A 25,558-nucleotide genomic window follows, 5' to 3' on the forward strand; every position below is an offset into this window, starting at 1 on the left:
GCGCCGGCAGGCGTTCAGAAGTCCTCGTCCAGGTCGACGGTGCCCTCCACCGCGACCTGGTACGCCGACGGACGCCGCTCGAAGAAGTTGGTCAGCTCCTGGACGCCCTGCAGCTCCATGAAGGAGAAGGGGTTCTCCGAGCCGTACACCGGGGCGAACCCGAGGCGCGTGAGGCGCTGGTCGGCGACGCACTCCAGGTACTGCCGCATCGAGTCGGTGTTCATGCCCGGCAGGCCGTCACCGCACAGGTCGCGGGCGAACTGCAGCTCGGCCTCGACGGCCTCCCGGAGCATGTCGGTGACCTGCTGCTGGAGTTCGTCGTCGAAGAGGTCCGGCTCCTCCTTGCGGACGGTGTCCACGACGTCGAACGCGAACGACATGTGCATCGTCTCGTCGCGGAACACCCAGTTGGTGCCGGTGGCCAGGCCGTGCAACAGGCCCCGGCTGCGGAACCAGTAGACGTACGCGAAGGCGCCGTAGAAGAACAGACCCTCGATACACGCGGCGAAGCAGATCAGGTTGAGGAGGAACCGGCGGCGGTCGGCCTTGGTCTCCAGACGCTCGATCTTCTCCACCGAGTCCATCCACTTGAAGCAGAACTCGGCCTTCTCGCGGATGGACGGGATGTTCTCCACGGCCGCGAAGGCCGCCGCCCGGTCGTCCGGGTCGGGGAGGTAGGTGTCCAGGAGCGTCAGGTAGAACTGGACGTGGACGGCCTCCTCGAAGAGCTGCCTCGACAGGTACAGCCGGGCCTCGGGGGAGTTGATGTGCTTGTAGAGGGTCAGCACCAGGTTGTTCGCGACGATCGAGTCGCCGGTCGCGAAGAAGGCCACCAGTCGGCCGATCAGGTGCTGCTCGCCCGGGGTGAGCTTGGCGAGGTCGGCGACGTCCGAGTGGAGGTCGACCTCCTCCACGGTCCAGGTGTTCTTGATGGCGTCCCGGTAGCGCTCGTAGAAGTCCGGGTAGCGCATGGGGCGCAGGGTCAGCTCGAAGCCCGGGTCGAGGAGGTTCTGGAATCGGGTGGTCATTACTGGCAGGCCTCGCAGGACTCGGGGTTCTCAAGGGAGCAGGCGACCGCTTCGGGGTCGGCGGCCTGCTGGACGGGGATGGGCTTCTGGGACTGGGCCTGGCCCTGGGCGGCGCGGGCGATACGGGTCGCCGGGCGGGAACGCAGGTAGTACGTCGTCTTCAGGCCCTGCTTCCAGGCGTACGCGTACATCGAGGAGAGCTTGCCGATGGTCGGCGTCTCCATGAACAGGTTCAGTGACTGGGACTGGTCCAGGAACGGGGTGCGCGCGGCGGCCATGTCGATCAGACCGCGCTGCGGGATCTCCCAGGCCGTGCGGTACAGCGCCCGTACGTCGGCCGGGATCCAGGTGAAGTCCTGCACCGAGCCGTTCGACTCGCGCAGCGCCTCACGGGTCCGGGCGTCCCACACGCCCAGCTCCTTCAAGTCGTTCACCAGGTAGGAGTTGACCTGGAGGAACTCCCCGGACAGCGTCTCCCGCTTGAACAGGTTGGAGACCTGCGGCTCGATGCACTCGTACACGCCGGCGATCGAGGCGATGGTGGCGGTCGGGGCGATGGCCAGCAGCAGCGAGTTGCGCATCCCGGTCGTCGCGATCCGCCGGCGCAGCGCCGCCCAGCGCTCCGGCCAGGTGAACTCGACGCCGTAGTGGTCGGGGTGCAGCACGCCCCGGGCCGTACGGGTCTTCTGCCAGGCCGGGAGCGGGCCGTTGCGCTCGGCGAGGTCGGCGGAGGCCTCGTACGCGGCGAGCATGATGCGCTCGGCGATACGGGTGGACAGCTGCCTGGCCTCCGGGGAGTCGAAGGGCAGCCGCAGCTTGAAGAAGACGTCCTGCAGGCCCATCGCGCCGAGGCCGACCGGGCGCCACTTGGCGTTGGAACGGCCCGCCTGCTCGGTCGGGTAGAAGTTGATGTCCACGACGCGGTCGAGGAAGGTCACGGCCGTGCGGACCGTCTCGTCCAGCCGCTCCCAGTCGATGTCGCCGGTCGCGGTGTCGACGAAGGCACCGAGGTTGACCGAGCCCAGGTTGCAGACCGCCGTCTCCCCGTCGTCGGTGACCTCCAGGATCTCCGTGCAGAGGTTGGAGGAGTGGATCACGTGGCCCGGCTCGGCCGTCTGGTTGGCGGTGCGGTTGGCGGCGTCCTTGAACGTCATCCAGCCGTTGCCGGTCTGCGCGAGGGTGCGCATCATGCGGCCGTACAGGTCGCGGGCGGGGATCGTCTTCTTGGCGAGACCTGCCGCCTCGGCCCTGCGGTAGGCGGCGTCGAACTCCTCGCCCCACAGGTCGGCCAGCTCGGGCACGTCCGAGGGGGAGAACAGCGACCACTGCTCGTCCGCGTTGACCCGGCGCATGAACTCGTCCGGGATCCAGTGCGCGAGGTTGAGGTTGTGGGTGCGGCGGGCGTCCTCGCCGGTGTTGTCCCGCAGCTCGAGGAACTCCTCGATGTCGGAGTGCCAGGTCTCCAGGTATACGGCGGCGGCACCCTTGCGCCGGCCGCCCTGGTTCACGGCGGCGACCGAGGCGTCGAGGGTCTTCAGGAACGGGACGATGCCGTTGGAGTGCCCGTTGGTGCCGCGGATCAGGGAGCCGCGGGAGCGGATGCGGGAGAAGGCGATGCCGATCCCGCCGGCGTGCTTGGAGAGGCGGGCGACCTGGTGGTAGCGCTCGTAGAGGGAGTCGAGCTCGTCCTTCGGGGAGTCGAGGAGGTAGCAGGACGACATCTGGGGGTGCCGGGTGCCGGAGTTGAAGAGGGTGGGGGAGGAGGGGAGGTAGTCGAGCCGGCTCATGAGCTCGTACAGCGCGGCGACGTCGTCCACCGCCCGGCTGCCCGCCTGTGGATCGAACGCAGTGTCCTCGGCGAGCCCGGAGGCGACGCGGAGCATGAAGTGCTGGGGCGTCTCGACGACCTTGCGGGTGATCGGGTGGCGCAGGAGGTAGCGGCTGTGCAGGGTGCGCAGGCCGAAGTAGCCGAAGCGGTCGTCGGCGCGCTCGTCCACCAGGGCGTCGAGACGGTCGGCGTGCAGGCGTACGAACGTGGCGGTGCGGTCCGCGATGAGCCCTTCCCGGTGGCCGACGGCGATGGACTCGGTGAACGACGTGACGCCCTGGGAGGCGGCCTCGGCGCGGATGCCGATGGTCAGCAGGCGGGCGGCCAGCTTCGAGTAGGCGGGGTCCTCGGAGATGAGGCCCGCGGCCGCCTCCGTGGCCAGCTCGCGCAGCTCCGCCTCGTCGGCGCGGGCGGACCGGCCGCGCAGCGCGGCGGCGGCGACCCGGCCGGGGTCGGCGTCGGGAAGGTCGGCGGTCAGCTCGGTCAGGGTCCGCAGCAGCGCGGCACCGGGACCGTCGGTTTCCAGGCCCGTGGCTGAAGCCGGATCGACTGGCGCGATGGTCACGTGGGGCTCTCCCTCGCTCGGCACGGGGCCTGGCGGAGGGCAGGGGGCAGCTCACGAGCGCACGCGGCGTCGCGTCCACCGGCCCATTCCGCGAGGCCCGGACGTCAGGGCACCCGGACCGGACGGCCGGGCGCGCTGTCGGCAGGTCCTCGGACTGACGCTCGTACGACGACATGCAGGCATACGTGTACGAGTACACCGTTGCGGGACAGTTCCGGATTCGCACCGGATTCCCCTGCGGCGACAGCGAGCATGAGCATACATCTTGTGCCGGGCTGCGACGCCACCCCCAGATGTTGTGTCCCAGTGGCCTCAGAGCGTCAACTCGTAGGTGAGGAGAGTGATGTCGTCGAGATGGGGGAGGGGGCTCCAGTCCCGCTCGGGTGTGCGAACGAAGCCCAGGCGTTCATAGATGCGGTGGGCGGTGCGCATCGTGCGCTGGGTCGACAGGACGACCCGTACGCAGCCTTCCGTGGCCCGTGCGCGGTCGACGCAGGCGCGGACGAGAGCCTCTCCCGCGCCCCGGCCGCGGGCGGCGTGCGCGACCGCGAGCATCCGTATCTCGGCCTCCCCCGGTCCCGCGATGTCGGCCATGGGGCCGCCGCCGGCCGGTACGAAGGTGACGCCGCCGAGCACATGCCCGTCCGCCACGGCCACCAGTACCTCTGCCGCGGCCGCCCGCCCTGCCACGTCCTTCAGTTCGTCGAGGTAGGCGTCGCTCTCCCCGAAGTCGAGGAGGCCGTCCTGGAGGTAGGCCCGCGCGGTGATCTCGCCGAGCGTGGCGTACTCGTCGGGGGTCGCCTGCCGGATGGTGAGGTCCATGGGGCCGAGTGTGCCGGACGGGTACGACAACGGGCCGCCGGATTTTCTCCGACGGCCCGCTGACCCGCGTACGACGTGGACTCAGTGCGAGGTGCCGGCCGTGGCCGGCGGCAGCTCCACCTGCACCCCCGGGTCGCCCGCGTCCGCCGTGTAGTCCTCCGGCCTCGTCTCGTCGATGCCCTCCGGAGCCTTCAGCGCCTTCAGGACGAACGTCAGCACCACCGTCACCACCACGTTCATCACGAACGCCGTCAGGCCGATGTAGCCGATCTCCCCGATGCCGGGGATCTCCTTGGCGGAGCCGCCGAAGTGCGGCTGGGTCGGGGACGCCACGCCGTACGCCGCCAGCGTGCCGTAGACCATGCCGACCGCCCAGCCCGCAAGCAGCGCCCAGCGGTGGAACCAGCGGGTGAACAGACCGCCGACCAGGGCCGGGAAGGTCTGCAGGATCCAGATGCCGCCCAGCAGCTGGAAGTTGATGGCGACCGTCTTGTCCATGGTCAGGACGAAGACCAGGGCGCCCACCTTCACCAGCAGCGACACGATCTTGGAGACCCTGGTCTCCTCTGCCGCCGTCGCGTCCGGCTTGATGAAGTCCTTGTAGATGTTGCGGGTGAAGAGGTTCGCGGCCGCGATCGACATGATCGCCGCGGGCACCAGCGCGCCGATGCCGATCGCCGCGAAGGCCACGCCCGCGAACCAGTCCGGGAACATGTTCTCGAACAGCTGCGGAATCGCCAGCTGCCCGTTCTTGACCTTCACGCCCGCGGCGATCGCCATGAAGCCCAGCAGCGCCAGCAGTCCCAGCATCAGCGAGTACAGCGGCAGGATCGTGGTGTTGCGGCGGATCACGTCACGGCTGCGCGAGGACAGCGTCGCCGTGATCGAGTGCGGGTACATGAACAGCGCGAGCGCCGAGCCCAGCGCCAGCGTGGCGTACGTCCACTGGGTCGCCTCCACGGGCGCGAGGGCCCCGCGCGGCTTGCCCGTCGCCGGGTTGACCTGTGCGAACGCCTGGCCCGCCTTCGCGAAGACGTCGTCGAACCCGCCCAGCTTGATCGGGATGTAGATGATGGCCACCGCGATGACGATGTAGATCAGCGCGTCCTTCACGAACGCGATCAGAGCGGGCGCCCTGAGGCCCGACGAGTACGTGTACGCGGCCAGCACACCGAAGGCGATCAGCAGCGGCAGGTCCTTCACGAACCAGTTGGTGTTCTCGCCGCCGCCCACGCCCATCACGTCCAGCACGGCCTGGATGCCCACCAGCTGGAGCGCGATGTAGGGCATGGTGGCCAGGATGCCGGTGAGCGCCACCGCCAGCGACAGGCCCTTCGAACCGAACCGGCCGCGCACGAAGTCCGAGGTCGTGACATATCCGTGCCGGTGCGAGACCGACCACAGGCGCGGCAGGAAGGTGAAGATCAGCGGGTACACCAGGATGGTGTAGGGCACCGCGAAGAAGCCCGAGGCGCCCGCCGCGTAGATCGCCGCCGGGACGGCCACGAACGTGTACGCGGTGTACAGGTCGCCGCCGAGCAGGAACCAGGTGATCCAGGTTCCGAACGAGCGGCCGCCGAGGCCCCACTCGTCGAGGCTGTGCTCGTTGTCGGCCCTGCGCCAGCGCGCCGCCAGGAAGCCCATGACGGTGACGGCCAGGAAGAAGAAGATGAAGACGCCGAGCGCGACGCCGTTCACGCCGTTCTTCACTGCGACGCACCCCCCTTCTGGCCGGCGCGGGCGCGCTGGTCACGCTGCCACAGCTTGTACGCGAGCATCGTCAGCGCCGTGGAGATGAGCACCCACAGCATCTGGTACCAGTAGAAGAACGGGATGCCGATGAACGCGGGGTCCGTCTTGGCGTACGAGCCGACCCACAGCATCGCGACGAAGGGTGCTACAAGGCAGAGGGCGATGACGACGCGCACCGGCGTCACCACCGCCGCTCTGGCTGCATCTGGCTGATCGGACATGCGGCTCCGTCCCCTCACTGTCACCTGTGCACCTGTGTAATGCGCAGGCAATGTAGGTGACCCCGTCATGAAAGCGGAAGCCCTCGTCCGCATATCGGTCGTGACCAGGTCGGAAAAGCGCTGCTGGTTTACTCCGAGGGCCGCTTCAGCCGGGCCACGAACTTGTAGCGGTCCCCTCGGTAGACGGACCGCACCCACTCCACCGGCTTGCCCTCGCGGTCCAGCGAGTGGCGGGAGAGCATCAGCATCGGCAGGCCCACGTCCGTGCCGAGCAGGCCCGCCTCGCGCGGAGTGGCCAGCGAGGTCTCGATGGTCTCCTCGGCCTCCGCGAGATGGACGTCGTAGACCTCCGCGAGCGCCGTGTAGAGGGAGGTGTACTTCACCAGCGAGCGGCGCAGCGCCGGGAAGCGCTTGGCGGACAGGTGGGTCGTCTCGATCGCCATCGGCTCGCCGCTCGCCAGCCGCAGCCGCTCGATGCGCAGCACCCGGCCGCCGGGCGAGATGTCGAGCAGCCCGGCGAGCGTGTCGTCGGCCGTGATGTAGCCGATGTCCAGCAGCTGCGAGGTCGGCTCCAGGCCCTGCGCGCGCATGTCCTCCGTGTACGAGGTCAGTTGCAGCGCCTGGGACACCTTCGGCTTGGCGACGAACGTGCCCTTGCCCTGGATGCGTTCGAGCCGTCCCTCGACGACCAGCTCCTGCAGCGCCTGGCGCACCGTGGTGCGGGAGGTGTCGAACTCCGCGGCCAGAGTGCGCTCGGGCGGCACCGGCGTGCCCGGCGCCAACGTCTCCGTCATGTCGAGCAGATGCTTCTTCAGACGGTAGTACTTGGGCACGCGCGCGGTGCGGACGGTCGTCCCGCCCTCGCTCTCCGCACTGCTGACGTCGGTGCTCATGCTCTGCCTTCCCGGCTCCGGATGCCGAAGCGACCGACAGGCCGTCGGTCACGGCTCACATCGTGGCACGGCTTCATGGGGAGCAGAGCCCCACGCTCCGTGATCCCCGTTCCACGGACGGGGATCCCCTCTGTATACCGTCGGCACCCTCGCTGGTCTAGTCCACATCGTGGAAGTGGTCCAGTCGCGGCCGCGAGAATCCGGATGCCCGTTTTCGCTGGGTTCCTACTTAAAGGTCCTTTCATATGTAGGTCGCATAACGAACGTCCTGAGCGGCTCGAACACCCTTGACGCGCCTATTGGTCTGAGCCAAGCTCCCCCCTACTGGTCTACACCATTGGTCCAGGTCCCGGCCCCACGGGCGGTGCGCGTCGTCACGCCGCGGGGACAAGGGGGGTTTGTGGCATCCCTGAGGAGGATGGCGTGAAGCGCAAACTGACAGTCGCGATCGGTATCGCGGGCATGATGATCTCCATCGCGGCGTGCGGGGGCGGGAAGTCCGGCGGGTCGAGCACGGGGGCGGACGCCAAGGAGCTCACCGTCTGGTTGACGGTCGACGCACAGAACAACTGGCCGGCGCTGGTGAAGGCCGCCGACGACGCGGTGCTGAAGAAGCACCCGGGCCTGAAGATCAACCACGAGTACTACGGCTGGCCGGACAAGAACACGAAGCTCGACGCCGTCCTCGCCACCGACAAGGCGCCCGACGTGGTCGAGATGGGCAACACCGAGATGCTCGGCTACATGGTCAAGGGCGCCTTCGCCCCCGTGGACGTGGCCAAGTTCGACAACTCCGCCCAGTGGCTGGACGGCCTCAAGGCCTCCGTGACGTACGACGGCAAGACCTACGGTGTCCCCTACTACGCCGGCGGCCGCGTCGCCAACTGGCGCAAGGACATCGCCGCTTCGGTCGGCGCCAAGACGCCGCCGAAGACGTACCAGGAGCTCACCGCCGACCTGGACAAGATCCAGAAGAAGGAGGGCAGCGGGTTCAGCGCCTGGTACCAGCCCACGCGCGACTGGTACGCCGCCATGTCCTTCGTCTACGACGCCGGCGGCTCCATCGCCAAGCAGGACGGCGGCCAGTGGAAGGCCAACCTCTCCTCGCCGGAGTCCCTCAAGGGCCTCAGCGAGTTCAAGACGGTCATCGACAAGTACATGCACGGTGACAAGACCAAGGACGAGTCCGACCGGTACATCGTCTACGGCCAGGGCAAGTCCGCCATGATCTTCGGCGCCGCCTGGGAGGGCGCGGCCGCGGCCGACCCGAAGGCCGACAAGACCGGGGGCAAGCTGAAGACCAGCCTCGAGAACTTCGTGATGCCCGGTCCGTCCGGCAAGAACATGCCCGTCTTCCTGGGCGGTTCCGACCTGGCGATCCCGGTGAAGTCCAAGGCGCAGGCGCTGGGCGCCGAGTGGATCAACGCGTTCACCGGATCGCAGGGCCAGAAGGGCCTCATCGCCAAGGGCAACCTGCCCAACAACAAGACCGACCTCGCGACCCTGAAGAACGACCCGGCGACGGCGGTCCCGGCCACCGCGGCCGAGTCCAACTGGTTCGTCCCCATGGCACCCGGCTGGGGCCAGGTCGAGAAGGCGCAGGTCCTGCAGACGATGCTGCAGGACATCGGCACCGGCAAGAAGTCGGTCGAGGCCGCCGCGAAGGACGCGGACGCCGCGATCGACAAGGTCATCAACACGAAGTGAGCCGACGGCAGGGCCCCGTGGACCCCGGGGGGTGTTCGGGGAGGGGCCCTGCGTCTCGTACGACCTACAGGGACCGCTGAGGAGCGCGCGATGAGTGCCGCAGACACGACCACCCCTGCCAAGGTGCCGCCGCCGCGGCCGGCGCCTCCACCACCGGGCGTCGCCGCCGCGAGGCCACGCAGAGGGCGGGCACCGGGCGGGGCCGCCGTCCCCTGGGCGCTGCTCGCCCCCTGTCTGCTGGTCCTCGCCCTGGTGATGGGCTATCCGCTGGTCCGCCTGGTGACCCTGTCCTTCCAGAAGTTCGGCCAGTCCCAGCTGTGGGGGTTCCAGCCGGCACAGTCCGCCGGGTTCGCCAACTTCACCAACGTGCTCCAGGACGGCGAGTTCTGGGCGGTCGTCGTGCGCACGGTCGTCTTCGCGGCCGGCTCGGTGATCTTCACCATGGTCCTCGGCATGCTGATCGCACTGCTGCTCCAGCGGGTCTCCGGCTGGATGAAGACGCTGATCAACATCGCGCTGGTGGCCAGTTGGGGCATGCCGGTCATCGTGGCCACCACCGTCTTCAAGTGGCTGTTCGACTCGGACTACGGCATCCTCAACGCCCTGCTGAGCAAGCTGCCCGGCGTGCATCTGATCGGCCACAACTGGTTCGCGAGCGGACCGCAGGGCTTGGCCGTGATCATGCTGCTCGTGGTCTGGGGGGCCGTCCCGTTCGTCGTCATCACGCTCGGCGCGGGCCTCACCCAGGTGCCGAAGGAGCTGGAGGAGGCGGCCCGGCTCGACGGCGCCGGCTCCTGGGGCGTGTTCCGCCATGTCACCCTTCCCGTGCTGAAGCCGATCATCGTGATGCTGACGACCCTCTCCGTCATCTGGGACATGGGCGTCTTCCCGCAGGTCTTCGTGATGCGCGGCGGCCACCCCGAGGCCGAGTTCCAGCTGCTCACCACGTACTCGTACGACCGGGCGTTCGTGGTCAACGACTACGGGCAGGGCTCCGCGATCGCGCTGATCACCGTGCTGTTGCTGCTCGGCGTCGTCGCCCTCTACATGCGCCAGATGCTGAAGATCGGAGAAGTCGAATGAGCGGCATGAGCGGCATGAACGCCACGAGTGCGGTGACGCTCACCGGGCGCGCCATGGCCCGCCGCCGGACCAGGTCCCGGCTCGGCTGGAACCTCCTCGGCCTGCTCGTCTTCCTCACCGTGGGCTTCCCCGTCTACTGGATGATCGACACGGCGTTCAAACCGGCGAAGGACGCCATCGACCCGGACCCGAGCCTGCTGCCCACGGGCATCACACTGGCCAACTTCCGCCGGGCGCTGGACATCGCCGACTTCTGGGGACCGGTCGGACGCAGTCTGATCGTGTCGCTGTCGGTGGTCGCGATCGGCATCGTCGTCGGCACGCTGGCCGCGCTCGCCATCTCCCGGTTCGCCTTCCGCGGCCGGAAGATCGTGATCGTGGGCATCCTGGCCGTCCAGATGGTCCCGCTGGTCGCCATGATCATCCCAGTCTTCCTGCTGCTCAACGACCTGGACCAGTACGACAAGCTGTCCGGCCTGATCATCACCTACCTGACCTTCATCCTCCCGTTCACGGTGTGGACGCTGCGCGGCTTCATCGTCAACATCCCGCGCGAACTGGAGGAGGCGGCGATGGTGGACGGCTGCTCGCGCACCGGCGCCTTCCTGCGCGTGGTCTTCCCGCTGCTGGCCCCCGGTCTGGTCGCCACCTCGGTCTACGGCTTCATCCAGGCCTGGAACGAGTACCTGTACGCCCTGATGCTGATGAGCCAGCAGCACCAGACCGCGACCGTCTGGCTCGGCAACTTCACCACCAAGCACGGCACCGAGTACGCCCCGATGATGGCCGGCGCCACGATGATGGCGGTGCCGATCGTCGTGCTCTTCCTCCTCGTCCAGCGCAAGATGGCCGCGGGCCTCACCGCGGGCGCCGTGAAGGGATAACGCCCCCTGATGACGACATTCGCCAGCGGCACGGACACTCTGACGCGCGACGCGCTGACGGTCCTCCAACCCGGCTTCATCGGCACCACCGCCCCCGACTGGCTGCTGCGGCGCCTCGGCGAGGGCCTGGCGTCCGTGGGCCTGTTCGGCCGCAACATCACCTCACCCGGGCAACTCGCCGCCCTCACCGCCCAGTTGCGCGCCGAACGCGACGACGTGCTCGTCGCGATCGACGAGGAGGGAGGAGACGTCACCCGCCTGGAGGTGCGGACCGGCTCCTCCTTCCCGGGCAACCACGCGCTGGGCGCGGTCGACGACGCCGACCTGACCCGCGAGGTGGCGTACGCACTCGGCCGCAGCCTCGCCGAGTGCGGGGTCAACTTCAACTGGGCGCCGTCGGCCGATGTGAACTCCAACCCCGCCAACCCGGTGATCGGCGTCCGGTCCTTCGGCGCCGACCCCGAGCTGGCGGCCCGCCACACCGCCGCCTACGTCACCGGCCTGCAGTCCGCCGGTGTCGCCGCCTGCACCAAGCACTTCCCGGGCCACGGCGACACCGAGGTCGACTCCCACCTCGCCCTCCCGCGCATCGACGCGGAACCAGCGGTGCTCCAGGACCGCGACCTCGCCCCGTTCCGCGCGGCGATCACCGCCGGCACGCGGGCGGTGATGAGCGCGCACATCCTGGTCCCGGCCCTGGACCCGGACCGTCCGGCAACGTTGTCCCGGCGCGTCCTGACCGACCTGCTGCGCGACGAACTCGCCTACGACGGCCTGATCGTCACCGACGGCATGGAGATGCAGGCGATCGCCGGGACGTACGGCATCGAGCGCGGCAGCGTCCTCGCCCTCGCGGCCGGTGCCGACGCGATCTGCGTGGGCGGCGGCCTCGCGGACGACGAGACGGTACGACGCCTGCGGGACGCCCTGGTGGCGGCCGTCCGCTCCGGCGAGCTGGCCGAGGAACGGCTCGCCGAGGCCGCGGAACGCGTACGGGCACTGGCGCGGTGGACGGCCTCGGCGGCAGCGGACGGCGCCGGCCCGCACCGGCCGCCCGTCGCCGACATCGGACTGCTCGCGGCCCGCCGCGCGCTGACGGTCACCGGCGAAGAGGGCTTCACCCCGCTCACCGAGCCGCCCTACGTCGCCGCCCTCACCCCCGTCGCCAACATCGCGGTGGGCGACGAGACCCCGTGGGGCGTGGCCGCCGACCTGCTCCGCCTGATTCCCGGCACGGAGACGGGCAGCTTCGCCGGGGAGGCGGCGGGCCGTGCGGCGCTGGCGGCCGCCGGGCCCCGGCGGATCGTGGCGGTGGTCCGCGACGAGCACCGCCACCCCTGGATGGCCTCCGCCCTGGACACGCTCCTCGCGCAGCGTCCCGACACGATCGTGGTCGAGATGGGCGTGCCCCAGGCCGCTCCTCGCGGCGCCCTGCACATCGCCACCCACGGGGCGGCACGGGTGTGCGGTCGGGCGGCGGCGGAGGCCATCGCGGGCCGTTGAGCCGTGGCGGGGAGGACGCCGGGTCCGGGTGCCGTCCGGACCCGGCGTCCTCCTTGTGAGGCGTCTTCCTTGTGAGGGTGCTAGATGCCCTGCCAGTCGGGCTTGTTGGCGTAGGTGTGGCGGAAGTAGTCGGCGAGCTTCAGCTTGGACGCGGCGGCCTCGTCCACTACGACGGTCGCGTGCGGGTGGAGTTGGAGCGCGGAGGCCGGGCAGACGGCGGCGACCGGGCCCTCGACGGTCGCGGCGACCGCGTCCGCCTTGCCCTCGCCGGTCGCCAGCAGCACCAGGTGCCGCGCCTCGAGGATGGTGCCTATGCCCTGGGTGATCACGTGGTGCGGTACCTGATCGATGTCGCCGTCGAAGAAGCGGGCGTTGTCGATGCGGGTCTGCTCGGTGAGCGTCTTGATACGGGTCCGGGAGGCGAGCGAGGAGCACGGCTCGTTGAACCCGATGTGCCCGTCGGTCCCGATCCCGAGCAGCTGCAGATCCACGCCACCGGCCTCGGTGAGCGCCCTGTCGTACGCCTCGCACGCGGCCTGCACGTCCTGCGCAGTGCCGTCGGGCCCCAGGAAGGCGTCCATGCCTATCCCGAGCGGCTCCAGCACCTCCCGCCGGAGGACGGAGCGGTACGACTCCGGGTGGTCCGCGGGCAGTCCTACGTACTCGTCGAGCTGGGCGACACGCGCCCGCGAAACGTCCACGGCACCGGAACGCGCCCTGGCCGCCAGGGCCTCGTACACGGGCAACGGTGTCGACCCGGTGGCCACACCGAGCAGGGCGTCGGGCTTGCGTCGGAGCAGCTGTGCCATGGCCTCGGCGATGAGCTCGCCACCCGCCTGGGCGTCCGGAACGATGACAACTTCCACGCTGGGCCTGCCGATCTGAGGAGAGGGGACTGGGAACCGGGGAAAGGGACCATGTGGTTTAGACCAATCTAACAGAGCGGGGCCGTCGGAGGGGCTGCGGACAGGGGTGTCGGTCGGGAGGTGACGCGGCCGTCCGGCGGGAGCCGGCGGCGACTCGAACGCGGGGCCTGCCCAAGGCCGCTTACCTGGCGGATTCGGGCCGCCAGGCTTACAGATCTGCCCCGCTCTGCCCGGTATCGCCCGGCGCGGATCCGCCACTGCCTCCCCGCCGAGGCATCGCCGGGTCCGAGGGGGTGGAATAGGAGCCGTCAGGCCAGAGCGAGAGGCACTGCCCACCCCGGGAGGAACCCCCATGACGCCGACGACACCGGACCTTGAGCGAGACCTCCCGGGACGGACCATGGCCCGGGAGATGGCCGAACAGCCCGCCGTGCTGCGCCGCATCCTCGACGAGGGGGCGCCGCGCATCCGGGAGGTGGCCCGCGAGGTCGCCGCCCGCAAGCCCCGGTTCGTGCTGCTGACGGCCCGCGGCACCTCGGACAACGCCGCGCTCTACGCCAAGTACCTCCTGGAGATCCGCCTCGGCCTGCCCTGCGGTCTCACCTCGATGTCCACGACCACCGCCTACGGCGCCCGCCCCGACCTGACCGACGTCCTCGTCATCACCGTCAGCCAGTCCGGCGGCTCCCCGGACCTGGTCGCCTCGACGCGGGCCGCCCGCGAGGCCGGCGCCCTCACGCTCGCCGTGACCAACAACCCCGACTCACCGCTGGCCGCCGTCTCCGAATACCACATCGACGTCATGGCCGGTGAGGAGAAGGCCCTCCCCGCGACCAAGACCTACACCGCCTCCCTTCTCGCCCTCTATCTCTTCGTCGAAGGACTGCGCGGCGGCGACGGCGCCCCCGCGAAGGCACTGCCCGACCTCGCCGAGCAACTCCTCGCCCGCCAGGACGAGGTCCGCACCCTGGCCGCCCGCTACCGCTTCGCCGAGCGCATGGTCATCACCTCGCGCGGCTACGGCTACCCCACCGCCAAGGAAGCCGCTTTGAAGCTGATGGAGACCAGCTACATCCCCGCGCTCTCCTACTCCGGCGCCGATCTCCTGCACGGCCCGCTCGCCATGGTCGACAACGTCTCGCCGGTCATCGCCGTCGTGACGGACGGCAAGGGCGGCGCCGCGCTCCAGCCCGTACTCGACCGGCTGCGTGGCCGCGGCGCCGACCTCGTCGTCATCGGACCGCCGGGCCAGGTCGAGCAGGCATCGGCGGGGTTCGTCCTGCCGACCGAGGGCGTGGCCGAGGAGGTCCAGCCGATCCTGGAGATCATCCCGCTCCAGCTCCTCGCGTACGAGGTCACCATCGCCCGCGGCCAGGACCCGGACGCCCCGCGGGCCCTGGCGAAGGTGACGGAGACGCACTGAGAAGCGGCTGGATGTGCCGGAAGTCCGCGGGGAGGCCCTAGGTCAGCGAACCTCCCGTCGCGTCCACCCAACTGCCCGTGACCCAGCGGCCGGCGTCGGAGGCCAGGAAGGCCACCACGTCGGCGACGTCCGCAGGGGTGCCCACGCGGCCCAGTGCCGATATGGAGGCGGCCCAGGCCGCGCCGTCCTGCGTGCCGTGCAGCAACCCGGCGGTGTTGTCGGTGTCGATGATCCCGGGCGCCACCGAGTTCACGGTGATGCCGCGACGGCCCAGCACCTTGGACAGGTCGCGGGTGAAGACGTCCAGGGCGCCCTTCGTCATCGCGTAGGCGACCTGCTGCGGCATCGCCGCGGTCCTGGACAGGCCGGAGGAGATGTTGATGACGCGACCGCCGTCCCGCAACCGGTCCAGGCCGCGGCGCACGATGAAGAACGGCGCCCTCACATTCACCGCGAAGACCTTGTCGTACTCCTCCTCCTCGATCTCCGACAGCGGGGGTGCACCGCCGATCCCCGCGTTGTTGACCAGGATGTCCACGCCGTCCGCATGGCGGTCGAACGCCTCCCACAGGGCCTGGGCGTCGCCCGGCAGCCCCAGCTCGACGCCGATCGCGAACGCGGAACCGCCGGCCGCCTCGATCCCCGCCACCGTCTCCTTCGCCGCCGCCTCGTTCCGGCCGTAGTGCACGGCCACCCGCGCACCGTCACGCGCCAGCCGCTCGGCGATTCCCCGGCCGATGCCCCTGCTCGCCCCGGTGACGAGCGCGGTCCTCCCCGTGAGCACGCCCATGCCGACGTCCCTCCCATTCCCTAGCGATCGATACAGAAAAGACCGTACTGCAGGGCGGGGTCATTTCTCTAGCACCCGCTATAAAATCCACCCCATGGTGGAGAGCCAGGACAGCGACCGGCAGACCGAGCCGCTACCCGGGGGGCTGACGCGCGCCGCGGCCGAGGGCGAGCCGGCGACCAAGTCGACGCCGGCGCGCGGCGGTTCCGGGTCCTCCCGCCCACGCGGACGCCCCCGTTCCTTCGACCGTGCGACCGCGCTCGAAAAGGCCCTCCTCGCGTTCTGGGAGCACGGTTACGAGGCCACCTCGGTCTCCGACCTCACCCGGGTCATGGGTATCGGTGCGCCGAGCCTGTACGCGGCGTTCGGTGACAAGCGGTCCCTCTTCGAGGAGGTCGTCGGCGTCTACGACGAGCGGTACGGATCCTTCGGTGACCGTGCCCTCGCCGAGGAGCCCACCGCTCGTGCCGCTGTCGAGCGGGTGCTGCGCGAGGCCGCCGAGATCTACACCGCCCCCGGACACCCGCACGGCTGCCTCGTCATCCATGCCGCCGCCAACTGCACGACGCCGGAGATCGAGGAGTCCCTGCGGGCGCGGCGCAACGCCAACATCGACGCCTTCGAGAGCCGTATCCGGGCCGGAGTCGCCGCCGGTGAGCTGCCCGCCGGTACCGATGCCCGCGCCCTCGCCCGGTACACCGGAGCGATCATCCAGGGCATGTCCCAGCAGGCGCGCGACGGGGCCAGCCGGGAGGAACTCGAAGCGCTCGCCGAGGTCGCCCTCGCCGTCTGGCCCCACGCACGAACCGACGGGGACTACGCTCCAAGTGGGCCGTCGGGATGGCCAGGACGGATGCGAAGAGGCGTGGATGTCTGATAAAGAGACAACAACAAACATCCTCAAACGCATGGACACACGCACCAGGACCCGGGCACCATGGTGTCGTCCGCGTGGTCTAGTCCACCAGGCCGACAACGCTGGGTAAAGTAAGTAAAGCCACAAGCCCCGTCTTCCCCGCACAGGAAGACGGACCGAGGAACCGGCGCTCTCTGCCCTGACTGCTCCGGCTCCTCGACCTTCGGCCGACCGGGACCGCACACCCCGCGGCCGTTGAAGCTCCGGGCTGCGGTGCCGGGAGGGTTGAGGGTCCCTCCCAGGCGCCGCGGCCCGCGGGTGCTTTCGGGGCCGTACGAGCACAGCACCTGCACCGCCTCCCCGGCAGGGTCGTACCGCGGGGTACCTGCACCGGCCGATTTCGATCGATGTCCGAACGCCCAGGTACCCTCGCAGACGTGCCCTCCATGAACGAACTGGTCCGCCAGCACACCGCCCTCAGCGACTCCGACCTGGAGTGGCTGCATCTGCTGGTGTCGGAGTGGCAGCTGCTGTCCGACCTCTCCTTCGCCGACCTGGTCCTGTGGGTGCCCACCCTCGACGGCACCCGGTATGTGTCGGTGGCCCAGATGCGCCCCAACACCGGCCCCACGTCCTACCAGGACGACATGGTCGGGCACCTCGTCCCCCGCGGCCGCCGCCCCATGCTGGACGCGGCCCTGGACGAGGGCCGGATCGTGCGTGAGGGCGATCCGGAGTGGCGCGAGGAGGTCCCGGTCCGGGTCGAGTCCATCCCCGTACGCTGCGGGGGGCGCGTCCTCGGCGTCATCGCGCGCAACACCAACCTGCTGACCGTGCGCACCCCTAGCCGCCTGGAGCTCACCTACCTCCAGAGCGCCTCCGACCTCGCCCAGATGATCGCGGCCGGTGCCTTCCCGTTCCCCGACCAGCAGGTCGACATGGACGCCTCACCGCGCGTCGGCGACGGCCTGATCAGGCTCGATGCGGACGGCATCGTCCAGTACGCGTCACCGAACGCGCTGTCGGCGTACCACCGGCTCGGCCTCGCCGCCGACCTCGTCGGCCACCACCTCGGCAAGACCACCGCGGAGCTCGCCCCGACCAAGGGACCGGTGGACGAGGCACTGGTCAAGCTGGCCAGCGGATGGGCGCCACGCGAGTTCGAGATCGAGGCCAAGGACGGGGTGATCCAGTTCCGCGCGATCCCCCTCAAGCCCAAGGGCACGCGCATCGGCTCGCTGGTCCTGCTGCGGGACGTCACCGAACTGCGGCGCCGCGAGCGAGAGTTGATCACCAAGGACGCGACCATCCGGGAGATCCACCACCGGGTGAAGAACAACCTCCAGACGGTCGCCGCCCTGCTCCGCCTGCAGGCCCGCCGCATCGAGTCCGATCGCGGCAGGGAGGCCCTCGAGGAGGCCGTGCGACGGGTCGGCTCGATCGCCATCGTCCATGAGACGCTGTCCCAGAACCTGGACGAGCGCGTGGAGTTCGACGAGATCGCCGACCGGGTGCTCGCCATGGTCGCGGAGATCTCGCCCGGCATGGTCACCGGCCGGCGCAGCGGCCGCTTCGGCATCCTCGACGCGGAGGTCGCCACCCCGCTGTCCATGGTGCTCACCGAGGTCCTGCAGAACGCGCTGGAGCACGGCTTCCGTCAGGGCGACACCGGCACGGTCGAGGTCTCGGCCGTCCGCGGCGGTACGCCGAAGGAGGCGCGCCTCCTGGTCACCGTCCAGGACGACGGGGTCGGCCTGCCCGAGGGCTTCGACCCGCAGACCGGGGGCAACCTCGGGCTGCAGATCGTACGGACTCTGGTGGAGGGCGAGTTGGGCGGGACCTTCGACATGGTCCCGGCTCCGGGGCGCGGCACTCGGGTGATCCTGGACATCCCGGTCCGTGCGCAGAAGTGAGCCCGGGCGGTCGCCGAGCGAGTACGGACACCGCCGTCCTCCCGGCCCCTCAGGGTGTCGTCCCCACAGCAATGAGCCCCGGACCACCAAGTGGTCCGGGGCTAAAGCTCGTTGGTGCCAGCTGCTGCTAGCGACTGCGCGCTGCGGCTCGGGGGCGGGAGAAGCGTACTCGCTGTACGCGCCGCCAAGCTCAGGCTCGTCGGGGCGGGTGTGTCAGGCGGAGGCCTGACGGGCCCGGTTGCGGGCGGCGCGGCGCTTCATGGCGCGGCGCTCGTCCTCGCTGAGACCACCCCAGACGCCGGAGTCCTGGCCGGACTCGAGCGCCCACTGCAGGCACTGCTCGATAACCGGGCAGCGACGGCAGACGGCCTTGGCTTCCTCGATCTGCAGCAGCGCAGGACCAGTGTTGCCGATGGGGAAGAAGAGCTCGGGGTCTTCCTCGCGGCAAACGGCGTTGTGACGCCAGTCCATGGCTGCTACCTCTCCGTGGTATTACGTGCAGATTGCTTGTGAATGTGAACGCTTTCACGAATCCCTCAACAAGTGAAGGGCCGATCGTCAGACTCACTGACGTGGTCCTGTGGATTGAGGAGGGGTTCGGGCACTCTCGATGGGAGCCGGTGTTGCGGGCTGTCCCGAGCGCCACGTAGAGACTCGCAAACCTCAGCGGCGGATACAACCCCTTCCGGAAAGTTTTTTTTGATTCCTTGGTGTCGACTAGGTCACAGCCGTACTTCCAAGGGGTGGATCCTGGCCTAAACGTTCGAGTGAAAGGACTTTAGCCCCTTCTGCTCACACAATCACACGCAGTGCACGGCGTACGCCTGTGAACGTCACGCTCGTACGCACCCCCAGGTGGTCGCCGTCCATCTGCAGGGGCAGGGGCGCCTTGGAATGCAAGGTGAAGCCCGTCAGGTCGTGCAGCGAGACCACATGCCTGCCCTGGGGTCCCCGCTCGGGGGACGAAGTGAGCAACTGGGTCGCATACCGGGCAACCGAGGCTGTCGAGAGGCGGCTGAGGGCCAGCACGTCGAGGCCGGTATCGAACGAGGCCTTAGGTGAGGCGTACACCGGACGATTGCCGAGAAACGTCCAGGGCGCGGTGTTGCAGATTATGGACATGACCAGATCGGTGACCGGCTCCTCACCCGCCCGCTCCAGGGTGATCGTGCCGTGCCTGCGATGGGGTTCGTCCAGGAACTGACGGACCATCTGGCGCAGGTAAAGCGCATGCGTGGACCGCTTGCCCTGTTCCCGCTGCTGCTCCACCCGTCCGACCACTCCCGCGTCGAAGCCGAAGCCTGCGTTGAAGGTGAACCAGCGGGAGGGCACCGCCTCGTCCTCGGTGCCCGGGGTGCCCGCGGCCAGACCGAGGCCGACCACACGCTCACGGCGCTCGCGCAGGCCGTCGAGGATGGCGCCGGTGGCCTCCACGACGTCGTTGGGCAGGCCCAGGGCCCGGGCGAAGACATTGGTCGAGCCGCCGGGCACCACGGCGAGCAGGGGGAGGCGGTCGGGGTCGGGGCCGTGGTGCAGCAGGCCGTTGACGACCTCGTTGACCGTGCCGTCCCCGCCGAGCGCCACGACCAGGTCTATGTCCTCGCTCTCCGCGGCCTGCCGACCGAGGTCCCGGGCGTGCCCCCGGTACTCGGTGGTCACCGCCTCGAGCTTCATCTCGCTCGCCAGCGCGTGGATGAGGACGTCACGGGTACGTGCGCTTGTGGTGGTTGCCGCCGGATTGACCACGAGAAGTGCACGCATGGTGTGCAGCGTACCTACTGGGCGGTACTCGCCCCTAGCCCGGGTAGGGATCCGGTAAGAGGGCCGGGAGTGGTCTGGGCACGGGAGGGGCCGAAGGCCTCGGCGGCGGTGCCCGGGGCGAGGGCTACCCTTCAGGGGTGAGCGCTGAGCAGAACCCCACCCCTGAGGCCCGCGAAGCCGGGCCCCGCCCCGCGCGGCTGACCGCCGCGGCGGCGTTGGCCGGCCTGGAGGGGCTGGCCCTGGTCGCGGGCGGCGTCTGGACGCTCGTCCTCGGCCTCACGGGCTCGCCGGACGATCGTCAGCAGGCCGTCACCCTCGGCATCACCCTGATCGTGCTCGCGCTGCTTCCCCTGCTGGCCGCGCGTGGTCTGCTGCTGCGGCGCGGCTGGAGCCGGGGGCCCGCCGTCATCACCCAGATCATGGCGCTGCCGGTGGCGTACAACCTGCTCCGCGCCGACAGCGTCGCGATCCCGGTCGGCATCGTGCTCGCGATCGTCGCGGTGACGGCCCTGGTGCTCCTGGTGAACCCCGCCACGACCCAGGCCCTCGGAATCCGCGGACCCGGCCGCGCGGAGGAGCCCAAGCGGTAGCCGGCGTCCGGCTCCGCGGAGGAGCCGAAGCGGTGGTCGGTGTCCGGCTCCGCGGAGGAGTCGAAGCGGTGGTCGGTGTCGAAGAGGTGGTCGGCGTCCGGCCCCGCGGAGCAGCCGGAGAGTAGCAACGTCCGGCCGTGCCGGCTGGGCGTCGCGACGCCGAGCACGGGACCGCGCCCGATGATTTCCCTGCCCGACTACAGCAGCGACCCCACCGACCCCGGCGACCTCGCGGCCGCCGCCGACCTTCCGCGCCCCGGGCCGACGCGGGGGCGGGGCAACGCTCGGTAGTCGCGGGGCGCCGCTGACCGGCAGCCCCGCGTGTCGCCGTCCTACTCCTCCACCAGCAGCTTGTCCCGCAGCTGCGCCAGCGTCCGCGCCAGCAGACGCGAGACGTGCATCTGCGAGATGCCGACCTCCTGCGCGATCTGCGACTGCGTCATGTTGCCGAAGAAGCGCAGCAGCAGGATCCGCTTCTCCCGCGGCGGAAGATCCTCCAGCAGCGGCTTCAGCGATTCGCGGTACTCGACGCCCTCCAGCGCCTCGTCCTCCGCGCCGAGCGTGTCAGCGACCGCCGGGGACTCGTCGTCCGTGTCGGGGACGTCCAGGGACAGCGTCGAGTACGCGTTGGCGGACTCCAGGCCCTCCAGGACCTCCTCCTCCGAGATGGCCAGCTTCTCGGCCAGCTCGTGGACCGTCGGAGAGCGGCCGTGCTGCTGGGACAGCTCGGCCGTGGCCGTCGTCAGGGCCAGCCGCAGCTCCTGCAGGCGCCGCGGCACCCGCACCGCCCAGCCCTTGTCGCGGAAGTGCCGCTTGATCTCGCCGACGACCGTCGGGGTCGCGTAGGTCGAGAACTCGACGCCCCGCTCCGGGTCGAAGCGGTCGACCGACTTGATCAGCCCGATGGTGGCGACTTGGGTCAGGTCGTCCAGCGGCTCACCGCGGTTGCGGAAGCGGCGTGCGAGGTGCTCGACGAGCGGCAGGTGCATACGGACCAGCCGGTTGCGCAGCTCGGCGTACTCCGGGCTGCCTTCCTTCAGCTTGCGCAGTTCGACGAACATCGCCCGCGCGCCGCTGCGGTCCTGTGGGTCGTGCTGTGCGCCGACCGGCACACCCTGCTCAGCGTTTCGCTCGTGCTCGCTCATCGTCCCGCCCGTCGTCCGCCGCCCTCCGGAGGACGTGCCCGTGGCTCCGCCTGCATCCCGTCGTGCGCCGCCCCGGACGGAGAGCGCCTCGTCCGCTCCGGCCGTACCCGTCTGCACGGGTGCCATGACCGCCGACGCCTGGCCCTCCGGGTGCGGACGGGCCTGCTCGGGGATGCCGTCCACGCCTTCCGCCATGCGCGGCGCCCCGCCCGGGCCGCCCGCGCTCCCGGCGGAGAACTTCCGTGTGCCGCGCTCTTCGTCCCGCACCGGCCCGTCCCCGTTCGTCACGCCGGCCCGGGTCCCGCGCCGCGCTGTTTGTAGAGGCTGATGGACACGGTCTTGTCGTCGGAGACCGCGGAGGAGACCTTGCCGGCCAGGGCCGACAGGACTGTCCAGGCGAAAGTGTCCCGCGAGGGGGCATGGCCGTCCGTGGTCGGGGCCGCGACCGTGACCTCCAGCGAGTCGTCGATGAGCCGGAAGACACAGCTGAGCACCGAGCCGGGCACGGCCTGCTGCAGCAGGATCGCGCAGGCCTCGTCGACCGCGATGCGCAGGTCCTCGATCTCGTCGAGGGTGAAGTCCAAACGGGCCGCGAGACCGGCCGTGGCCGTGCGCAGCACCGACAGGTAGGCACCCGCAGCCGGCAGCCGGACTTCCACGAAGTCCTGGGTCGCGGGCTCGCCTGCGATCTGGGACACCCTCACCTCCAAGGTGGTACAAGCTGTTTCGGGGGCCGAGGGCCGCCCCCCGGGGTAACGCCCCTCGTGGTTCAGCGGTGACGCTATCGCGCTCTCAACGTACCTGTCCCCGGGACCCCGACCCCTTGCTGTCACTCATAGTAAACCCATGTATACGCACAGTGGCTAGGGGTCTGGCGGAACCAATCGGGAAGAGCGTGCGCCGGTTTGACGTACCCGGACGTCGGACCGGTGAACCGTCCGGGTCTAGGGTCACACGGGCGCCGGTCCGGGGTCACACGAGCACATGGTCGACGAAGCACCAGCGCCAGTTCTCACCCGGTTCGAAAGTGCGCATCACCGGGTGGCCGCTGGCCTCGTGGTGCGCCGTGGCGTGCCGAAGGGGTGAGGAGTCGCAGCAGCCGACGTGTCCGCACTCCAGGCACAGACGCAGTTGCACCGGGTGCGTACCGGCGGCGAGGCACTCCAGGCAGGTCTCGCTCTGGGGCTTGGGCTCGGGTTCCGGCAGCGCGTCGCCGTGCGTGCACTGTTTCATGATGGCCAGATTACGACGGGTCCGCGGGAAGCGGCGCGGAAAAAGAGGGCGGGCGGAAGACGATGAACGTGTTGCCACTGCTGTTGCTGGTCGCCGGCAGCGCGGCCGTCGCCGGGGCGGCGCGCCGGACCCCGGTGCCGGCGCCGCTGCTGCTGGTCGCCGTGGGCCTCGCGGTCTCGTACCTGCCCGGGGTGCCCGAGTACACCCTCGACCCCGAGATCGTCCTGCCGCTGGTGCTGCCCCCGTTGCTGTACACGGCGACCACCGACAGCTCCTACCTGGACCTGAGGGCGCAGATGCGGCCGGTCGCCCTGCTGTCCGTCGGATACGTGCTCTTCGCGACGCTCGCCGTCGGCTGGGCGGCATACCTGATCGTGCCGGGCCTGCCGCTGACTGCGGCGCTGGTCCTGGGTGCGGTGGTCGCGCCGCCGGACGCGGTCGCGGCGACGGCGGTCGCCCGGCGGGTGGGCCTGCCCTCGCGGATCACCACGATCCTGCAGGGGGAGTCGCTGGTGAACGACGCGACCGCGATCACCGCGTACAAGGTGGCGCTGGCCGCGGCGGTCGGCGAAGGCGCGACCTGGTCGGGCGGGGTGCGGGAGTTCCTGCTCGCGGCGGTCGGCGGTGTGGTGATCGGTCTGCTGCTGATGATGCCGCTCCACTGGCTGCGCACCCACCTGAAGGAGGCGCTGCTGCAGAACACGCTCTCCTTGTTGATCCCGTTCGTCGCCTACGGCGCCGCGGAATGGGCGCACGCCTCCGGTGTTCTCGCCGTGGTCGTCGTCGCCCTCTACCTCGGCTACCACAACTATCAGGTCGACTTCGCGACCCGGCTCCAGGAGGAGGCGGTGTGGAAGATGGTCGCGTTCGTGCTGGAGTCGGCGGTGTTCGCGCTCATCGGACTGCAGCTGCCGGTCGTCCTCAGGGGGCTCGGTCCGTACGAGGGCCCGCGCGCGGCCTGGTACGCGGTGGCTGTGTTCCTGGTGGTCGTCGTGTCCCGGTTCGTCTGGGTGTACCCGACCTTCCTGCCGCGTGCCCTCTTCGGGCACATCCGGGAGCGCGAGGAGAACCCGACGTGGAAGGGGCCGTTGATCATCGGCTGGGCGGGGATGAGGGGGGTCGTGTCACTCGCGATCGCCTTCTCGATCCCGCGAACCGTGCACGGCGGCGGCCCGTTCCCCGACCGCAACCTGGTCCTCTTCCTGACCTTCACGACGGTGATCGGCACGCTGGTGGTGCAGGGGCTGAGCCTGCCGCCGATCATCCGGCTGCTGCGCCTGCCGAGGCGCGACCTCCAGGCGGAGACGCTCGCGGAGGCGAACGCGCAGGCACAGGCGTCCCGGGCCGCCGAGCAGCGCCTCGAGGAACTCCTGGAGGACGAGCGCAACGCACTGCCGCCGCCACTGGCCGACCGGCTCCGCACCGTCCTGGAGCGCCGCCGTAACGCTGTCTGGGAGCGGCTGGGCTCGGTGAACCCGGTGACCGGCGAAACGGTCGACGACACCTACCGGCGGCTGTCCCGCGAGATGATCGGCGCCGAGCGGGAGGTCTTCGTCAAACTCCGCAACCACCGCTACATCGACGACGAGATGCTCCGCACCCTGCTGCGTCGCCTGGACCTGGAGGAGGCTGCGGCGTACCGGGAGGCGACATGAGCCCACGGCCGGGGCGAGGGCTGCCCTAGGGGAAGGGGCGACCCGTGATCACCGCCGCCACCGTCGTCCCCCTCGGGAACGCCCCCTCCCGGGTCAGCGTGACCAGTCCGTACAGCAGCTTGGCGACATAGAGGCGTTCCACCGGCAGGCCGTGGCGGGAGGCGAAGCCGGTCGCGAACGCCTCCAGTTCGGGGGTGGTGCGGGCGTACCCGCCGAAGTGGAAGCGGTCGTCGAGGGACCAGGTGCCGCGGCGGGCGCCGAAGGCGCGGTTCTGCAGGGCGGTCACCTCGGCGGTCAGGAAGCCGCCCTTCAGGACGGGGATGCCGAGGGCTCGCTGGCCGGGGGCCAGGCCGGCCGCGAGGCCCGCCAGCGTGCCGCCGGTGCCGCAGGCCACGGCGACCACGTCCGCCCGGCCGCGCAGCTCCTCACCGAGCGCGCGGCAGCCGTGCACGGCGAGGGAGTTGCTCCCACCCTCCGGAACCACGTACGCCTCCTCGGCGTCCGCCGCCCGCAGGATGCCGGTCAGTGTCTCCGGCTCCGCCTTGTAGCGATATGTCGATCTGTCGACGAAGTGCAGTCGCATGCCGTCGGCCCTGCACCGGGCCAGCGAGGGGTTGAGCGGGCGGTCGGCGAGTTCCTCGCCGCGCACCACTCCGATCGTCTCCAGCCCCAGCAGCCGGCCCGCCGCGGCCGTGGCCCGCAGATGGTTGGAGTACGCGCCGCCGAAGGTGAGCAGGGGGCGGCCTGCCGCGGCCCGCAGGTTGGGGGCGAGCTTGCGCCACTTGTTGCCGACCAGGTCCGGGTGGATCAGGTCGTCGCGCTTGAGCAGCAGCCGCACGCCGTACCGCGCGAACCGCTCGTCCACGACCTCCCGCAGCGGCGACGGCAGGCGCGGGCGCAGCGCGGTCGCCGGGTCGGGCGTGTCGCGATCGTCTCGCGCGTCAGGGCTGGTCACCCCGACATTGTCGAACACCGGCGACCGGCCGAGCGTGCTCGGGAACGCGCGCTCAAGTGCCCAGCGCAGCGATGATCCATTCCCG

The 25,558-nt window shown here is 70.2% G+C and carries 23 protein-coding genes and 1 riboswitch; of the genes, 9 read left to right on the forward strand and 14 right to left on the reverse strand.

Going from position 1 to position 25,558, the window contains the following annotated elements:
• Positions 1–14 precede the first annotated feature (14 nt).
• The 6 genes from ACIRC0_RS11195 to ACIRC0_RS11220 all read right to left on the reverse strand — a co-directional run bounded on the left by ACIRC0_RS11195 (position 15) and on the right by ACIRC0_RS11220 (position 7,109).
• Positions 15–1,028: a ribonucleotide-diphosphate reductase subunit beta gene (locus ACIRC0_RS11195; RefSeq protein ID WP_403614234.1), complete on the reverse strand. Its 1,014-nt coding sequence runs from the start codon at positions 1,026–1,028 to the stop codon at positions 15–17.
• On the reverse strand, positions 1,028–3,421 hold the full coding sequence (locus tag ACIRC0_RS11200; protein ID WP_403614237.1) for a ribonucleoside-diphosphate reductase subunit alpha: 2,394 nt from the start codon (positions 3,419–3,421) through the stop codon (positions 1,028–1,030). The genes ACIRC0_RS11195 and ACIRC0_RS11200 overlap by 1 nt, the downstream gene beginning before the upstream one ends.
• A gap of 144 nt (positions 3,422–3,565) precedes the next feature.
• A riboswitch (cobalamin riboswitch) is annotated at positions 3,566–3,656 on the reverse strand.
• A gap of 77 nt (positions 3,657–3,733) precedes the next feature.
• Positions 3,734–4,243, reverse strand: coding sequence for a GNAT family N-acetyltransferase (locus tag ACIRC0_RS11205; protein WP_403614240.1), 510 nt, complete (start codon positions 4,241–4,243; stop codon positions 3,734–3,736).
• A gap of 81 nt (positions 4,244–4,324) precedes the next feature.
• Positions 4,325–5,953: a monocarboxylate uptake permease MctP gene (gene mctP, locus ACIRC0_RS11210; protein WP_403614243.1), complete on the reverse strand. Its 1,629-nt coding sequence runs from the start codon at positions 5,951–5,953 to the stop codon at positions 4,325–4,327.
• A complete protein-coding gene (locus tag ACIRC0_RS11215; RefSeq protein WP_403614246.1) occupies positions 5,950–6,216 on the reverse strand; it encodes a DUF3311 domain-containing protein in 267 nt (88 codons plus the stop codon). The genes mctP and ACIRC0_RS11215 overlap by 4 nt, the downstream gene beginning before the upstream one ends.
• 128 nt (positions 6,217–6,344) lie before the next feature.
• On the reverse strand, positions 6,345–7,109 hold the full coding sequence (locus ACIRC0_RS11220; RefSeq protein ID WP_403614248.1) for a GntR family transcriptional regulator: 765 nt from the start codon (positions 7,107–7,109) through the stop codon (positions 6,345–6,347).
• Positions 7,110–7,532: 423 nt separating this feature from the next.
• Here ACIRC0_RS11220 and ACIRC0_RS11225 point away from each other — a divergent pair, with 423 nt between their 5' ends.
• The 4 genes from ACIRC0_RS11225 (at position 7,533) to ACIRC0_RS11240 (ending at position 12,286) form a co-directional block, all read left to right on the forward strand.
• Entirely contained in the window at positions 7,533–8,816 is a 1,284-nt protein-coding gene (locus tag ACIRC0_RS11225; protein ID WP_403614251.1) for an extracellular solute-binding protein, read from the forward strand.
• Positions 8,817–8,906: 90 nt separating this feature from the next.
• On the forward strand, positions 8,907–9,899 hold the full coding sequence (locus tag ACIRC0_RS11230) for a carbohydrate ABC transporter permease (RefSeq protein WP_403614254.1): 993 nt from the start codon (positions 8,907–8,909) through the stop codon (positions 9,897–9,899).
• Between the two features lie 14 nt (positions 9,900–9,913).
• Positions 9,914–10,783 carry a carbohydrate ABC transporter permease gene (locus ACIRC0_RS11235; RefSeq protein WP_403614729.1) on the forward strand — a complete coding sequence of 290 codons (870 nt, stop codon included), beginning with the start codon at positions 9,914–9,916 and terminating at the stop codon, positions 10,781–10,783.
• A 9-nt stretch (positions 10,784–10,792) separates the two neighbouring features.
• Positions 10,793–12,286 carry a glycoside hydrolase family 3 protein gene (locus ACIRC0_RS11240; protein WP_403614256.1) on the forward strand — a complete coding sequence of 498 codons (1,494 nt, stop codon included), beginning with the start codon at positions 10,793–10,795 and terminating at the stop codon, positions 12,284–12,286.
• Between the two features lie 80 nt (positions 12,287–12,366).
• Here the strand turns inward: ACIRC0_RS11240 and nagB are convergent, their stop codons facing one another.
• Positions 12,367–13,152: a glucosamine-6-phosphate deaminase gene (gene nagB / locus ACIRC0_RS11245; RefSeq protein WP_403614259.1), complete on the reverse strand. Its 786-nt coding sequence runs from the start codon at positions 13,150–13,152 to the stop codon at positions 12,367–12,369.
• A gap of 352 nt (positions 13,153–13,504) precedes the next feature.
• Here nagB and ACIRC0_RS11250 point away from each other — a divergent pair, with 352 nt between their 5' ends.
• Positions 13,505–14,575 (forward strand): SIS domain-containing protein, encoded by a 1,071-nt coding sequence (locus ACIRC0_RS11250; protein WP_403614261.1) that lies wholly within the window; start codon positions 13,505–13,507, stop codon positions 14,573–14,575.
• A gap of 37 nt (positions 14,576–14,612) precedes the next feature.
• On the opposite strand, the gene ACIRC0_RS11255 is transcribed toward ACIRC0_RS11250, so the two are convergent.
• The gene (locus ACIRC0_RS11255; protein ID WP_403614263.1) at positions 14,613–15,365 is read right to left on the reverse strand and encodes an SDR family oxidoreductase; all 753 of its coding nucleotides are present in this window, start codon (positions 15,363–15,365) and stop codon (positions 14,613–14,615) included.
• A 94-nt stretch (positions 15,366–15,459) separates the two neighbouring features.
• Here ACIRC0_RS11255 and ACIRC0_RS11260 point away from each other — a divergent pair, with 94 nt between their 5' ends.
• Together ACIRC0_RS11260 and ACIRC0_RS11265 are read left to right on the forward strand one after the other, a co-directional pair.
• Complete coding sequence (locus ACIRC0_RS11260) at positions 15,460–16,242, forward strand: TetR/AcrR family transcriptional regulator (protein WP_403614266.1); 783 nt, start codon at positions 15,460–15,462, stop codon at positions 16,240–16,242.
• Positions 16,243–16,667: 425 nt separating this feature from the next.
• Positions 16,668–18,134, forward strand: a complete 1,467-nt coding sequence (locus ACIRC0_RS11265; RefSeq protein ID WP_403614732.1) for a sensor histidine kinase — start codon at positions 16,668–16,670, stop codon at positions 18,132–18,134.
• Between the two features lie 213 nt (positions 18,135–18,347).
• Here ACIRC0_RS11265 and ACIRC0_RS11270 read toward each other — a convergent pair whose 3' ends face one another.
• Positions 18,348–18,605 carry a WhiB family transcriptional regulator gene (locus ACIRC0_RS11270; protein ID WP_003992873.1) on the reverse strand — a complete coding sequence of 86 codons (258 nt, stop codon included), beginning with the start codon at positions 18,603–18,605 and terminating at the stop codon, positions 18,348–18,350.
• 321 nt (positions 18,606–18,926) lie between these two features.
• The gene (locus ACIRC0_RS11275) at positions 18,927–19,895 is read right to left on the reverse strand and encodes a diacylglycerol/lipid kinase family protein (protein ID WP_403614268.1); all 969 of its coding nucleotides are present in this window, start codon (positions 19,893–19,895) and stop codon (positions 18,927–18,929) included.
• Between the two features lie 137 nt (positions 19,896–20,032).
• Between ACIRC0_RS11275 and ACIRC0_RS11280 the strand changes: the two genes are divergently transcribed.
• On the forward strand, positions 20,033–20,485 hold the full coding sequence (locus tag ACIRC0_RS11280) for a hypothetical protein (RefSeq protein ID WP_403614271.1): 453 nt from the start codon (positions 20,033–20,035) through the stop codon (positions 20,483–20,485).
• A gap of 332 nt (positions 20,486–20,817) precedes the next feature.
• Here the strand turns inward: ACIRC0_RS11280 and ACIRC0_RS11285 are convergent, their stop codons facing one another.
• From ACIRC0_RS11285 to ACIRC0_RS11295, 3 genes are all read right to left on the reverse strand, one after another.
• A complete protein-coding gene (locus tag ACIRC0_RS11285; protein WP_403614274.1) occupies positions 20,818–21,918 on the reverse strand; it encodes an RNA polymerase sigma factor SigF in 1,101 nt (366 codons plus the stop codon).
• Positions 21,915–22,328: an anti-sigma regulatory factor gene (locus ACIRC0_RS11290; RefSeq protein WP_103839295.1), complete on the reverse strand. Its 414-nt coding sequence runs from the start codon at positions 22,326–22,328 to the stop codon at positions 21,915–21,917. Before ACIRC0_RS11290 ends, ACIRC0_RS11285 begins: the two co-directional genes overlap by 4 nt.
• A 274-nt stretch (positions 22,329–22,602) precedes the next feature.
• Complete coding sequence (locus ACIRC0_RS11295) at positions 22,603–22,863, reverse strand: UBP-type zinc finger domain-containing protein (protein ID WP_403614277.1); 261 nt, start codon at positions 22,861–22,863, stop codon at positions 22,603–22,605.
• A 62-nt stretch (positions 22,864–22,925) separates the two neighbouring features.
• Between ACIRC0_RS11295 and ACIRC0_RS11300 the strand changes: the two genes are divergently transcribed.
• Positions 22,926–24,518: a Na+/H+ antiporter gene (locus tag ACIRC0_RS11300; RefSeq protein ID WP_403614280.1), complete on the forward strand. Its 1,593-nt coding sequence runs from the start codon at positions 22,926–22,928 to the stop codon at positions 24,516–24,518.
• Positions 24,519–24,543: 25 nt separating this feature from the next.
• Here ACIRC0_RS11300 and ACIRC0_RS11305 read toward each other — a convergent pair whose 3' ends face one another.
• On the reverse strand, positions 24,544–25,473 hold the full coding sequence (locus ACIRC0_RS11305) for a 1-aminocyclopropane-1-carboxylate deaminase/D-cysteine desulfhydrase (protein WP_403614283.1): 930 nt from the start codon (positions 25,471–25,473) through the stop codon (positions 24,544–24,546).
• Positions 25,474–25,558 lie beyond the last annotated feature (85 nt).

The sequence above is a fragment of the Streptomyces sp. NPDC093984 genome (genome assembly GCF_044764595.1).
Taxonomy (GTDB): Bacteria; Actinomycetota; Actinomycetes; order Streptomycetales; family Streptomycetaceae; genus Streptomyces; species Streptomyces cynarae.

What these genes read in the sequence shown, in the direction of transcription:
- ACIRC0_RS11205 (WP_403614240.1), bottom strand. Translation starts at nt 4,243, where the DNA reads ATGGACCTCACCATCCGGCAGGCGACCCCCGACGAGTACGCCACGCTC.
- ACIRC0_RS11275 (WP_403614268.1), bottom strand. Translation starts at nt 19,895, where the DNA reads ATGCGTGCACTTCTCGTGGTCAATCCGGCGGCAACCACCACAAGCGCA.
- ACIRC0_RS11250 (WP_403614261.1), top strand. Translation starts at nt 13,505, where the DNA reads ATGACGCCGACGACACCGGACCTTGAGCGAGACCTCCCGGGACGGACC.
- ACIRC0_RS11260 (WP_403614266.1), top strand. Translation starts at nt 15,460, where the DNA reads ATGGTGGAGAGCCAGGACAGCGACCGGCAGACCGAGCCGCTACCCGGG.
- ACIRC0_RS11230 (WP_403614254.1), top strand. Translation starts at nt 8,907, where the DNA reads ATGAGTGCCGCAGACACGACCACCCCTGCCAAGGTGCCGCCGCCGCGG.
- ACIRC0_RS11235 (WP_403614729.1), top strand. Translation starts at nt 9,914, where the DNA reads ATGAACGCCACGAGTGCGGTGACGCTCACCGGGCGCGCCATGGCCCGC.
- ACIRC0_RS11195 (WP_403614234.1), bottom strand. Translation starts at nt 1,028, where the DNA reads ATGACCACCCGATTCCAGAACCTCCTCGACCCGGGCTTCGAGCTGACC.
- ACIRC0_RS11255 (WP_403614263.1), bottom strand. Translation starts at nt 15,365, where the DNA reads ATGGGCGTGCTCACGGGGAGGACCGCGCTCGTCACCGGGGCGAGCAGG.
- ACIRC0_RS11265 (WP_403614732.1), top strand. Translation starts at nt 16,668, where the DNA reads ATGAACGAACTGGTCCGCCAGCACACCGCCCTCAGCGACTCCGACCTG.
- ACIRC0_RS11215 (WP_403614246.1), bottom strand. Translation starts at nt 6,216, where the DNA reads ATGTCCGATCAGCCAGATGCAGCCAGAGCGGCGGTGGTGACGCCGGTG.
- ACIRC0_RS11300 (WP_403614280.1), top strand. Translation starts at nt 22,926, where the DNA reads ATGAACGTGTTGCCACTGCTGTTGCTGGTCGCCGGCAGCGCGGCCGTC.
- ACIRC0_RS11295 (WP_403614277.1), bottom strand. Translation starts at nt 22,863, where the DNA reads ATGAAACAGTGCACGCACGGCGACGCGCTGCCGGAACCCGAGCCCAAG.
- ACIRC0_RS11220 (WP_403614248.1), bottom strand. Translation starts at nt 7,109, where the DNA reads ATGAGCACCGACGTCAGCAGTGCGGAGAGCGAGGGCGGGACGACCGTC.
- ACIRC0_RS11240 (WP_403614256.1), top strand. Translation starts at nt 10,793, where the DNA reads ATGACGACATTCGCCAGCGGCACGGACACTCTGACGCGCGACGCGCTG.
- ACIRC0_RS11270 (WP_003992873.1), bottom strand. Translation starts at nt 18,605, where the DNA reads ATGGACTGGCGTCACAACGCCGTTTGCCGCGAGGAAGACCCCGAGCTC.